General features: G+C 62.3%; 11 protein-coding genes. 2 read left to right on the top strand and 9 right to left on the bottom strand.

The window, feature by feature from the left end; genetic code table 11:
• Positions 1 to 321: 321 nt before the first annotated feature.
• The 3 genes from DMX06_RS23805 to gcl form a co-directional block, all read right to left on the bottom strand.
• A complete protein-coding gene (locus DMX06_RS23805; RefSeq protein WP_110739626.1) occupies positions 322 to 1215 on the bottom strand; it encodes a 2-hydroxy-3-oxopropionate reductase in 894 nt (297 codons plus the stop codon).
• A 171-nt stretch (positions 1216 to 1386) separates the two neighbouring features.
• Entirely contained in the window at positions 1387 to 2169 is a 783-nt protein-coding gene (gene hyi, locus DMX06_RS23800; RefSeq protein WP_110739625.1) for a hydroxypyruvate isomerase, read from the bottom strand.
• A 54-nt stretch (positions 2170 to 2223) separates the two neighbouring features.
• Entirely contained in the window at positions 2224 to 3999 is a 1776-nt protein-coding gene (gene gcl / locus DMX06_RS23795; RefSeq protein ID WP_110739624.1) for a glyoxylate carboligase, read from the bottom strand.
• Between the two features lie 257 nt (positions 4000 to 4256).
• Between gcl and DMX06_RS23790 the strand changes: the two genes are divergently transcribed.
• A complete protein-coding gene (locus tag DMX06_RS23790; RefSeq protein WP_028692837.1) occupies positions 4257 to 4697 on the top strand; it encodes a GlcG/HbpS family heme-binding protein in 441 nt (146 codons plus the stop codon).
• Positions 4698 to 4818: 121 nt separating this feature from the next.
• Here the strand turns inward: DMX06_RS23790 and DMX06_RS23785 are convergent, their stop codons facing one another.
• Positions 4819 to 5430, bottom strand: a complete 612-nt coding sequence (locus DMX06_RS23785; RefSeq protein WP_102684647.1) for a TetR/AcrR family transcriptional regulator — start codon at positions 5428 to 5430, stop codon at positions 4819 to 4821.
• Positions 5431 to 5560: 130 nt separating this feature from the next.
• On the opposite strand from DMX06_RS23785, the gene DMX06_RS23780 reads away from it, so the two are divergent.
• Positions 5561 to 6478 carry a DUF808 domain-containing protein gene (locus tag DMX06_RS23780; RefSeq protein WP_110739623.1) on the top strand — a complete coding sequence of 306 codons (918 nt, stop codon included), beginning with the start codon at positions 5561 to 5563 and terminating at the stop codon, positions 6476 to 6478.
• An 18-nt stretch (positions 6479 to 6496) separates the two neighbouring features.
• On the opposite strand, the gene DMX06_RS23775 is transcribed toward DMX06_RS23780, so the two are convergent.
• The 5 genes from DMX06_RS23775 to DMX06_RS23755 all read right to left on the bottom strand — a co-directional run bounded on the left by DMX06_RS23775 (position 6497) and on the right by DMX06_RS23755 (position 11081).
• Complete coding sequence (locus DMX06_RS23775; RefSeq protein WP_110739622.1) at positions 6497 to 7309, bottom strand: hypothetical protein; 813 nt, start codon at positions 7307 to 7309, stop codon at positions 6497 to 6499.
• The gene (locus DMX06_RS26405; RefSeq protein ID WP_181427890.1) at positions 7310 to 7648 is read right to left on the bottom strand and encodes a hypothetical protein; all 339 of its coding nucleotides are present in this window, start codon (positions 7646 to 7648) and stop codon (positions 7310 to 7312) included.
• Between the two features lie 17 nt (positions 7649 to 7665).
• On the bottom strand, positions 7666 to 8448 hold the full coding sequence (locus DMX06_RS23765) for an outer membrane protein OmpK (RefSeq protein WP_046856491.1): 783 nt from the start codon (positions 8446 to 8448) through the stop codon (positions 7666 to 7668).
• Between the two features lie 350 nt (positions 8449 to 8798).
• Positions 8799 to 9584, bottom strand: coding sequence for an outer membrane protein OmpK (locus DMX06_RS23760; RefSeq protein ID WP_110739620.1), 786 nt, complete (start codon positions 9582 to 9584; stop codon positions 8799 to 8801).
• A 141-nt stretch (positions 9585 to 9725) separates the two neighbouring features.
• Entirely contained in the window at positions 9726 to 11081 is a 1356-nt protein-coding gene (locus DMX06_RS23755) for a nucleobase:cation symporter-2 family protein (protein WP_110739619.1), read from the bottom strand.
• Positions 11082 to 11231 lie beyond the last annotated feature (150 nt).

Here is an 11231-nt window from a genome sequence, read left to right as displayed (position 1 = left end):
GGGCGGCGGCGATGGCTGTGTCGAACAGCTCGCGCAGGAGTTTTTGTGGATCGACCGACATGGCAGGCTCCCAGATTCTTGTTGTTCTGCACAATCGAAAACGCCCCTGGAACTGCCTCCGTGCAGGCCGAACCAGGGGCGGGTGTTGCTCGGGGTCACCGCTGGACCTGTGGTTGCAGGTTCAGCGGTGTTGGATCTGGAATCGTGGGGGCGCTTTGCGCCCCTTTCGCGACACAAGGCCGCTCCTACAGGGGATTGCATACCGCCTGTAGGAGCGGCCTTGTGTCGCGAAAGGGCTGCGCAGCAGCCCCCGGATTCAAATCACTTGTCGTCGCGGATCGAGAAGTTGGCCATGTGCTCCAGGCCCTTGATCAGCGCCGAGTGGTCCCAGTTGCCGCCGCCCAGCGCCACGCAGGTGCTGAACACTTGCTGGGCGTTGGAGGTGTTGGGCAGGTTGATGCCCAGCTCCTTGGCGCCTTGCAGGGCCAGGTTCAGGTCCTTCTGGTGCAGGTTGATGCGGAAGCCCGGATCGAAAGTGCCCTTGATCATGCGCTCGGCGTGCACTTCGAGGATCTTCGAGGAGGCGAAGCCGCCCATCAGCGCTTCACGCACCTTGGCCGGGTCCGCGCCATTCTTGGCGGCGAACAGCAGCGCTTCGCCGACGGCCTGGATGTTCAGGGCGACGATGATCTGGTTGGCCACCTTGGCGGTCTGGCCGTCGCCGTTGCCGCCGACGCGGGTGATGTTCTTGCCCATGGCTTCGAACAGCGGCAGGGCGCGTTCGAAGGCTTTCGGGCAGCCGCCGACCATGATGCTCAGGGTCGCGGCCTTGGCGCCGACTTCGCCGCCGGACACCGGGGCGTCCAGGTAGGCGGCGCCAGTGGCCTTGATCTTCTCGGCGAAGGCCTTGGTGGCGGTGGGGGAGATCGAGCTCATGTCGATCACCACCTTGTTCGGGCCGACGCCTTCGACGACGCCGTTCTCACCGAACAGGACGCTCTCGACCTGCGGGGTGTCCGGGACCATGACGATGATGAACTCGGCTTCCTGGGCCACTTCCTTCGGGTTGGCCAGGGCCACGGCGCCAGCGGTGATCAGGTCGGCCGGTGCGGCGTCGTGGTGGGTGGAAACGAAGATGCTGTGACCTGCTTTTTGCAGGTTCTGGGCCATGGGCTTGCCCATGATGCCGGTGCCGAGGAAACCGATTTTAGCCATGAAATTGTGCCTCTTTGTATTTGTTTGAACAGGCGACTCGACCCCTGTGGGAGCGGCCTTGTGTCGCGAAAGGGGCGCGAAGCGGCCCCACGATTTCAGCCACGCAGGAAGATTGCCGGGGCCGCTGCGCGGCCCTTTCGCGACACAAGGCCGCTCCCACAGCGCGCCGTCTTAAATTGCGTTATGGGTCTTCAACCAGCCCAGGCCCGCCTCGGTGGTGGTCTTGGGCTTGTACTCCGCGCCCACCCAGCCCTGGTAGCCGATGCGGTCCAGGTGCTCGAACAGGAAGCGGTAGTTGATCTCGCCGGTGCCCGGCTCGTGGCGGCCCGGGTTGTCGGCCAGCTGCACGTGGTTGATCAGCTTCAGGTTGGTTTCCAGGGTACGGGCCAGGTCACCTTCCATGATCTGCATGTGGTAGATGTCGTACTGCAGGAACAGGTTGTCGCTGCCCACCTCGGCCTGGATTTCCAGGGCCTGTTTCGTGGTGTTCAGGTAGAAGCCGGGGATGTCGCGGGTGTTGATCATTTCCATGACCAGGCGGATCCCGGCGCCCTTGAGCTTGTCGGCGGCGTAGCGCAGGTTGTCGACGAAGGTCTTGCGCACGGTGGCGCAGTCCAGGCCTTCGGGGCGAATGCCGGCCAGGGCGTTGACCTGGGTGTTGCCCAGCACCTTGGCGTACTCGATGGCCTTGTCGACGCCGGCGCGGAATTCCTCGACGCGGTCAGGGTGGCAGGTGATGCCGCGTTCACCTTTGGACCAGTCGCCGGCCGGCAGGTTGAACAGCACCTGGGTCAGGCCGTGGACGTCGAGCTGCTGCTTGATCTCAGCGGCGCTGAAATCGTACGGGAAGAGGTATTCGACACCGCTGAAACCAGCGTCGGCGGCGGCCTTGAAGCGGGCCAGGAAATCCTGTTCGGTGAACAGCATGGACAGGTTGGCGGCGAAGCGAGGCATAGGTCGTCTCCTTGCGTTGAAGACCCCCGCGCAAGGCACGGGGGCGTCAGGCGATCAGTCCAGCAGCGAGATGGCGGTCGGCGCGTCGTTGCCGACCAGGGCGAGGTCTTCGAACTCGTTGACCGCGTTGATCTCGGTGCCCATGGAAATGTTGGTCACGCGCTCGAGAATCACTTCGACCACCACCGGCACGCGGAACTCTTCGGCCATCTTCTGCGCCTTGAGCAGGGCAGGGGCGATGTCGGCCGGTTCGAACACGCGGATGGCCTTGCAGCCCAGGCCTTCGACCACGGCGACGTGATCGACACCGTAGGTGGCAGCGTCGGTGGCGTTGATGTTCTCGAAGGCCAGTTGTACACAGTAATCCATGTCGAAGCCACGCTGGGCCTGGCGGATCAGGCCGAGGTAGGCGTTGTTCACCAGCACGTGGACGTACGGCAGGTTGAACTGCGCGCCCACCGCCAGCTCTTCGATCATGAACTGGAAGTCGTAGTCACCGGACAGCGCGACGACCTTGCGTTTCGGGTCGGCCTTGACCACACCGAGAGCGGCAGGGATGGTCCAGCCCAGCGGGCCGGCCTGGCCGCAGTTGATCCAATGGCGTGGCTTGTACACGTGCAGGAACTGCGCGCCGGCGATCTGCGACAAGCCGATGGTGCTGACGTAGGTGGTGTCCTTGCCGAACACTTCGTTCATTTCCTGGTACACGCGCTGTGGCTTGACCGGGACGTTGTCGAAGTTGGTCTTGCGCTGCAGGGTCGCCTTGCGCTGCTGGCAATCTTCCAGCCAGGCCTTGCGGCACTTGAGCTTGCCAGCGGCTTTCCACTCGCGGGCCACTTCGAGGAATACGTCCAGCGCCTTGCCGGCATCAGAAACGATACCCAGGTCCGGGGTGAACACGCGGCCGATCTGGGTCGGCTCGATGTCCACGTGCACGAACTTGCGGCCTTCGGTGTAGACGTCGACCGAGCCGGTGTGGCGGTTGGCCCAGCGGTTGCCGATACCGAACACCAGGTCGGACTTGAGCATCGTGGCGTTGCCATAGCGGTGCGAGGTCTGCAGACCGACCATGCCGACCATCAACTCGTGATCATCCGGGATGGTGCCCCAGCCCATCAGGGTCGGCACAACTGGCACGCCGGTCAGTTCGGCGAACTCGACCAGCTTGTCGCTGGCGTCGGCATTGATGATGCCGCCACCGGCCACCAGCAGCGGGCGCTCGGCGTTATTGAGCAGGGCCAGGGCCTTCTCGGCCTGCACGCGGCTGGCTTGTGGCTTGTGTACTGGCAGCGGCTCGTAGGCGTCGATGTCGAATTCGATCTCGGCCATCTGCACGTCGAACGGCAGGTCGATCAGCACCGGGCCTGGGCGGCCGGTACGCATTTCATAGAAGGCCTTCTGGAAGGCGTAGGGCACCTGGCCTGGTTCCAGGACGGTGGTGGCCCATTTGGTGACCGGCTTGACGATGCTGGTGATGTCGACGGCCTGGAAGTCTTCCTTGTGCAGGCGCGCACGCGGCGCCTGGCCGGTGATGCAGAGGATCGGGATGGAGTCGGCCGAGGCGCTGTACAGACCGGTGACCATGTCGGTGCCGGCAGGGCCGGAGGTGCCGATGCACACACCGATGTTGCCCGGGTTGGCGCGGGTGTAGCCCTCGGCCATGTGCGAGGCGCCTTCGACGTGGCGAGCGAGGACGTGATCGATGCCACCGACTTTCTTCAGGGCCGAATACAGCGGGTTGATGGCAGCCCCCGGAATGCCGAACGCGGTATCTACACCTTCACGGCGCATGACCAGAACGGCTGCATCGATTGCTCTCATTTTGCTCATGGTTTGTGCCTCATCGATTTTGTAATTGTATACAACTTGTGTTGCGGCAGAGTGTATTCATGCTCGGCGCAAAAGGTCAATCCATTTTCGTCGGTGGCGTTGACTGGGCGGTCATAGGGCGATTAGGCGGCATTTCGTCGCACTTGGCAAGATTGATTCAAATAATTGTATACAAAGAGTGTCTTCGTTGTGTTCTATTCTGTCTATCGGTTTTCAACTGCCCTCAGGGCTTCTCACAACAAGAAGAGGACCTTTCCATGAACGCATTGACCCTCAAAGACGCTGTCGGCGTGGTAAACGCCGCGCTGGCCGCCGGGCGCAAGATCAACGCCGCGCCGCTGACCGTGGCGGTACTGGACGCGGGTGGGCACCTGCTGGCGCTGCAGCGTGAGGATGGCGCCACCCTGCTGCGTCCGCAGGTGGCCATCGGCAAGGCCTGGGGCGCAGTCGCCCTGGGCAAGGGATCGCGCCTGCTGGCGCTGGATTCGCAGCAGCGGCCGGCGTTCTATGCCGCGCTGAATGGGCTGGGCGAGCGGCCGGTGGTGCCGGTGCCGGGTGGGGTGCTGATTCGTGATCGGGACGGCAAGGTGCTGGGGGCTGTCGGGATCAGCGGGGATACGTCGGATATCGACGAGCAGTGCGCGATCAGTGCGATCGAAGAGGTGGGGCTGACGGCGGATGCCGGGGTGGCGGCTTAAGGCTCAAGGTGTCGGGGCCGCCTTGCGGCCCATTCGCGGCACAACTCCTACAAGGGATAGCGCTCTCCTGTAGGAGCGGCCTTGTGCCGCGATGGGCTGCGCAGCAGCCCCATTGGCTCGGTCAGGCCGCCTCGGGCTCGCAGCCCTTCAACACCAGGCGGATGATGGTTTCCGCCGCCGCGTCATAGTCGCTGTCGGCCAGCTTGGCCTTGCCGGTCACCACGGCGATCTGCCAGTCGAAATCCGCGTAGGTCTGCGTCGCCGCCCAGATGCTGAACATCAGGTGGTGCGGATCGACGTGGGCGATCTGGCCGCGTTCGATCCAGCGCTGTATGCATTCGATGTTGTGCCGGGCCTGCTCGTTGAGCTGCTCGACCTGGCGCGGTGACAGGTGCGGCGCGCCATGCATAATTTCGCTGGCGAACACCTTGGAGGCGTGGGGCAGGTCGCGGGAGATGCGGATCTTCGAGCGGATGTACGAACTGAGCACCTCTTTCGGATCACCGTCGGCGTTGAACGGCGTCGAGGCCTGCATGATCGGCGCGATGATGCTCTCGAGCACCTCGCGGTAGAGGTTTTCCTTCGACTTGAAGTAGTAGTACACGTTCGGCTTGGGCAGGCCGGCCTTGGCCGCGATATCGCTGGTCTTGGTGGCGGCGAAGCCCTTGTCGGCGAATTCTTCACTGGCCGCGCGCAGGATCAGTTCCTTGTTGCGCTCGCGAATGGTGCTCATTGTCGGGGATCGTCCTCGTGTCTGGCCGCCTCAAAGAGGGATCGGGCATGGTAGCACCGGCGCAGATGAGCGCTCAAGGCAGCCGCTTTCGGCTAGAATCGCAGCCTTTGAACCCCTCTGGATAAAGAACATGGCAGGAAGCAGTCTACTGGTACTGATCGACGACATCGCCACGGTGCTCGACGATGTCTCGGTGATGACCAAGGTCGCGGCAAAGAAGACTGCGGGGGTGCTGGGCGACGATCTGGCGCTCAACGCCCAGCAGGTCACCGGCGTGCGCGCCGAGCGCGAGATCCCGGTGGTGTGGGCGGTGGCCAAGGGCTCGCTGGTGAACAAGGCGATCCTGGTGCCGGCGGCGCTGTTGATCAGTGCGTTCATTCCCTGGGCGGTGATTCCGCTGCTGATGGTCGGCGGCGCCTATTTGTGCTTCGAGGGCTTCGAGAAGCTGGCGCACAAGTTCCTGCACAGCAAGGCCGAGGACGAGGCGCAGCACGAGGCGCGCAAGGCGGCGGTGGCCGACGAGCAGGTCGACCTGGTGGCGTTCGAGAAGAGTAAGATCAAGGGCGCGGTGCGCACCGATTTCATCCTCTCCGCCGAAATCATCGCCATCACCCTGGGCACCGTGGCCGATGCGCCGCTGAGCCAGCAGATCATCGTGCTGTCGGGCATCGCGCTGGTCATGACCATTGGCGTCTATGGCCTGGTGGCGGGCATCGTCAAGCTCGACGACCTGGGGCTGTGGATGACGAAAAAGGCTTCGGGCCTGGCCCAGGCGGTGGGCAACGGCATCCTGCGCGCCGCGCCGTACATGATGAAGAGCCTGTCGGTGATCGGCACCGCGGCGATGTTCCTGGTCGGCGGCGGCATCCTGGTGCACGGCATCGCGCCGCTGCATCACGCCATCGAGGCGTTCAGCGAAGGGCGGGGCGGGGCTTTGACCGGGGCGCTGCTCAATGGCGTGGCGGGGGTGATCGCCGGGGCTGTGGTGCTGGCGGTGGTTAGCGTAATGACCAAGGTGTGGAAACTTTGCGGTGATCGCGTGAGGTAAAGAGTGGGCGAGGGGCAGTCAGCGGTTCGGCAGCCTGTCCTTCAACCTCGTTCTGGATTTCCTTTGCTGATGCTGCTCCTTGAAGTCTTCCCACACATGCTCTTTCCACGGCATGGCAGATACGATGTTCTCTTGTGCGAGCGTGATGGTGCTGTCACCGGCCGTTGCGTAATCGGTTGTCATTTCTACCTGCAATGTATCCTTGTCACGATAGCCACTGAGAAACGGAACCAGCTTGAAATGTTGGTCGATGCCCCGGGCCTCGGTGGGCTTGCCAATATCGATCACGTTGCCGACATAAATCTTTCGATCAGCCATGCTGAACATGTACTTGCGCTCAGGGTGCCTGATTGAGGTCATGAGAAGATCCAGCAGCGGTGTGTCAGCCACAAAAAGCGACAATAACTGTGTCTGAAGCTCGCTTTTTGTATTGAGATTGAAAAAGCGTTTCAAGTGCCATACGGTGAAGCGCGTCCAAAGCGGAGGCACAATCAGGCAGAGCGCTGCGGCCTGGCTAAGGAATAGGTGGAAGCCGGCTCTTTTCTCGCTGGCGAGATCATGTTCGACCAGCCAGTTTTTTGCCGGAGTGAAGTAGTCGAGGCTGATCTGAATAGCGCCGCTGCAGCCGGGAAGGGAAAAGGTGAGGAAACTGAGCGCTGTCAGCAAACCACTCATCGCAGTTGCCATCAGAAAACAGGTAAGACCTGCCTTTGCCACCAGGAGATAGAGCAGCTGCCCTTCGTAGCGATGGAAGCCCAGCGTTATGCGTGGGTGAGTTACACAGATCCAGTAGCCACTGACCAGAAACGGTAGTAGAAGCAGGATACCCATTCAGGAGTTCAGTAACCGGCGAGCTTTCTTGCGCTTTTCAACAAATTCTTCTGTCAGTACCTCGCCCACGTCGATGGATATGCGCCCATCGACAACGCTCAGGCTTTTGAGCTTCTTGATCGAGTCAGAAATTTCCTTTTCCTTGGCAGTCATGCCGTCGCCAGGTTTGCCAAAAATAAAATTTAGAATTTTCATGCTGGTCCCTGGTGGTGAGGGTAGAGTCTGTTCGCCGCTCTGGAACAGCCTTGGGTCAAGTATAACACGGCGATAGAGGTGCCCTCCCGGCGAGGGCGAAACAAGAAATTGCAAGGAGAGACCGGCGGGCCTGGTTTCAACCATGACCCGCCGGCGCTGAATCAGAAGTGAACCTTGACCAGGAAGCTCATGGTGTTCTGATCGGTGGTAAAGGCATCGCTGTCCTTGATGCCGTACTTGTTCTTCCAGTAGTCGTACTCGATACCCACGTACAACTGCTTCTCGCCCAGGTGCAGCGCCTTGCCCAGGTCGTACTTGACCTGCGGGTTGAAGTGCAGGTTCGCCTGGTAGGTGCCGCGACGGTTCTCGTCGTTGTCGACCACCCAGTCCATGAAACCGTCGATCAGGATGTCGGACGAACCCACGGGGATGGTGTAGGACCAAACCGGGGTGATCTGCCAGACATTGTCGCCCGGACGGCTGCCGTCGGTGGTGCGCTGGTAGAAGTTCAGCTGGAAGTAGTCGAAGCCGGGGATGGCCAGGTCGAAGCCGGGGCCGATCAGGTAGGACTCGGTGTCACCCTCGCCGAACTCGTAGGTCATCGCCAGGAGCACGTCCTTCACCGGGCCGAACTCGAGCTTCTGGTCGAAGATCTTGCCGAACGACAGGCGCGGGCTGAACTCGCCGTAGTAGGTGTTGGGGCCGTTGCTGGCGTCCTTCTTGCCCTGGTAGAAGATCTTGTCGAAGAAGAAGAAGTTGTCGCCGTACTTCCACGCATCGGCGTGCTCGAAGGTCACGGTCTGCTGGATCTCGGGGTTGACCTTGAAGTTCTTGCCCCACAGGTAGGTCAGGCTGTTGTTCTGCCATTGCAGCAGGTCACCGGCTTGGCTGGCGCCGCAGGCCAGCAGGCCACCGGCGAGGATCAGGCTATTGATGGTACGCATTGCGAGTGTCGCTCCCTTGATTGGATCTGTTGTCAGCGCTCGGGCGCTGTTCTTGTCTTTTGGGTCAGCTTTTTTCAATTGGCCACAGCTGTTTGGCAAGAGCTGCGCCAACTTTTCCACGTTGGGCACAACCATCCTGCTCGACGTCTTTCTGAACGGATGAAATGGGTATTTCACGCTGGCAACACGTTGGCCAACCGCCCGGAAACATTGACTGAGCGGTCAGCAAACGCGGGCGGGATCCTTCCCGCCCCGATCGAGGGGGCGCGCAGATTACTCACTTGCGCGCCGGGCCTCAAGTGCTCCGTCCTGGAGCACAGTGGTGCAAATTTGGGCGTTCGGTCAGTTTTTCAGAAGTGCACCTTCACCAGGGCGCTGGCCACGCTCTGGTTGCTGTCCACGTTGCCGTGGCTGTCGATGCCGTACTTGTCCTTCCAGTAGCTGTATTCGAAGCCGACGTAGAGCTGCTTGGCGCCCAGGTTCAGGGCCTTGCCCAGGTCGTACTTGACCTGCGGGTTGAACTGCAGGTTGGCGTGGTAGGTGCCGCGACGGGTCTGGTCGTTGTCGACCACCCAGTCGATGTAGCCGTCGATCAGGATGTCGGACTTGCCCACCGGGATGGTGTACGACCAGGCCGGGGTGATCTGCCAGACGTTGTCGCCGGGGCGGCTGCCTTCGGTGTTGCGCAGGTAGAAGTTCAGGGTGAAATAGTTGAAGCCGGGCACGTTCAGGTCGAAGCCGGGGCCGATCAGGTAGGCCTCGTTGTCGCCCTCGCCACGTTCGTAGGTCATGGCCAGCAGCACATCCTTGATCGGGCCGAAGGCCAGGTTGCGCTCGAAGATCTTGCCGAACGACAGGCGCGGGCTGAACTCACCGTAGTAGGTGGTCACGCCTTTGCCGGGGTCGGCCTTGCCGTTGTAGAAGATCTTGTCGACGAACAGGAAGGTGTCGCCGTACTTCCACTTGTTGGCATGTTCGAAAGTGATGGTCTGCTGGATGTCGGGGTTGACCTTGAAGTCCTTGCCGTACAGGTAGGACAGGCTTTCGCCGTGCCATTGCAGCCATTCGCCGGCGTAGGCGGGGAGGGTGGCCAGCAGGCTGCTGCCCAGCAGGACGGACGTGGTGATGCGCTTCATGTTGTGATTCCCGGACTTATTGTTTTTGTAAGGGCTTTTTCGGCGCGCAAGCGCCCCGGGCGGCCCATTCCGGCGGGCCGACGGTCCAGCGTTACCGCGTGGTTGGAACGGGGCGGCCGGTACGGCGCCGCCCCTGGTCACTCAATGCTGGTGACAGGCATCGTTGTGCGCGGCGCGGTCGGCGCCGCCGAGGATGTTGAACAGCAGGTTCAGCACCAGGGCGCTGAGGGTGGCCATGGCGATGCCGCTGTGGGTGATGGGCTCCATCCACTGTGGCATCTGTGCGAAGAACTCAGGCCGCACCACCGGGATCAGGCCGAAACCGACGCTGACCGCGACCAGCAGCTGGTTGCGCCGGTCGGCGATGTCCGCCTCCTGGAGGATCTTGATCCCGGTGGCGGTGACCATGCCGAACATGGCGATGGATGCGCCGCCCAGTACCGCAGGCGGGATCGAGGCGATCAGGAAGGCCGCCTTGGGCAGCAGGCTGAGCAGGATCAGCAGGGCGCCGGCCATCACCGTGACGTAGCGGCAGCGAACCCCGGTCATCTGCACCAGGCCGATGTTCTGGGCGAACGAGGAGTGGGTGAAGGTGTTGAAGAAACCGGCGATGAACGACGCGCCGGCATCGCACAGCAGGCCGCGACGCAGCATGCCGGGCGTGACTTCGCGGTCGGTCACCTTGCCCAGGGCGAGGAACATCCCCGTGGACTCGACGAAGATGATCACCACCACCAGGCACATCGACAGGATCGGCGCCAGGCTGAAGGTCGGCATGCCGAAGTGCAGGGGGGTGACCACCTGCAGCCACGGTGCCTCGCTCAGGCCCGACAGGTCGACCATGCCGATGGAGCCGGCGAGCACGTAGCCCAGGCCCATGCCCACCAGCACCGAGACGTTGACCCAGAAACCGCGCATGAAGCGGTTGATCAGCAGGATCACCGCCAGCACCAGGCCGGCGACCATCAGGTAGATCGGCGCACCGAAGGCTTCGGCCTCATGGCCACCGCCGGCCCAGTTGACCGCCACCGGGAACAGCGACAGGCCGATGGAGGTGATGACCGTGCCAGTCACCAGCGGCGGGAAGAAACGCACGACCTTGGACATGAACGGCGCGATCAGCATGCCGAAGAAGCCGGCGGCGATGGTCGCGCCGAAGATCCCCTGCAGGCCGACGCCGGGCATGCCGGCCATGGCCACCATGCTGCCGACCGCGGCGAAGCTGGCGCCCATCATGACGGGCATGCGGATGCCCACGGGGCCGATACCGAAGGATTGGATGATGGTGGCAACGCCGGCGACCAGCAGGTCGGCGTTGATCAGGAAGGCGACTTCTTCGCGGGACAGGCCCGCCGCCTGGCCGATGATCAGTGGCACCGCGATGGCGCCCCCGTACATCAGCAGAACGTGTTGCAGACCCACCAGGATCAGCTGGAACAAGGGCAGGGGCTGTCGTGGCGGCGCAACAGGGATGTACGCCTTGGGTGACTCGGACATGCAGCACCTCGAGTTTTGTTTTTATTCTCGGATCCAAGCGGGCGGCTTCACGTGGCAGGCTCCTGTGAAGGAGGCTGGGGACCCGCGTGAAGCCGAACGCTCGATGCTTGCTTGTTACGTAGAGCTTGGAAGCGAGGCCGGGAGTACCGG

Origin of the sequence: Pseudomonas mosselii, from assembly GCF_003205295.1 — a bacterium.
Lineage (GTDB): Bacteria > Pseudomonadota > Gammaproteobacteria > Pseudomonadales > Pseudomonadaceae > Aquipseudomonas > Aquipseudomonas mosselii_B.
Note: the sequence above shows the minus strand (reverse complement) of the source record. Positions and strands in the feature narration are given on the sequence as shown.

Bases quoted from the DNA above. Each gene is read 5' to 3' on its own strand.
- DMX06_RS23755 (WP_110739619.1), bottom strand. From the start codon at position 11,081: ATGTCCGAGTCACCCAAGGCGTACATCCCTGTTGCGCCGCCACGACAG.
- gcl (WP_110739624.1), bottom strand. From the start codon at position 3,999: ATGAGCAAAATGAGAGCAATCGATGCAGCCGTTCTGGTCATGCGCCGT.
- DMX06_RS23760 (WP_110739620.1), bottom strand. From the start codon at position 9,584: ATGAAGCGCATCACCACGTCCGTCCTGCTGGGCAGCAGCCTGCTGGCC.
- DMX06_RS23765 (WP_046856491.1), bottom strand. From the start codon at position 8,448: ATGCGTACCATCAATAGCCTGATCCTCGCCGGTGGCCTGCTGGCCTGC.
- DMX06_RS23805 (WP_110739626.1), bottom strand. From the start codon at position 1,215: ATGGCTAAAATCGGTTTCCTCGGCACCGGCATCATGGGCAAGCCCATG.
- DMX06_RS23785 (WP_102684647.1), bottom strand. From the start codon at position 5,430: ATGAGCACCATTCGCGAGCGCAACAAGGAACTGATCCTGCGCGCGGCC.
- DMX06_RS23775 (WP_110739622.1), bottom strand. From the start codon at position 7,309: ATGGGTATCCTGCTTCTACTACCGTTTCTGGTCAGTGGCTACTGGATC.
- DMX06_RS26405 (WP_181427890.1), bottom strand. From the start codon at position 7,648: ATGGTTGAAACCAGGCCCGCCGGTCTCTCCTTGCAATTTCTTGTTTCG.
- DMX06_RS23790 (WP_028692837.1), top strand. From the start codon at position 4,257: ATGAACGCATTGACCCTCAAAGACGCTGTCGGCGTGGTAAACGCCGCG.
- DMX06_RS23780 (WP_110739623.1), top strand. From the start codon at position 5,561: ATGGCAGGAAGCAGTCTACTGGTACTGATCGACGACATCGCCACGGTG.
- hyi (WP_110739625.1), bottom strand. From the start codon at position 2,169: ATGCCTCGCTTCGCCGCCAACCTGTCCATGCTGTTCACCGAACAGGAT.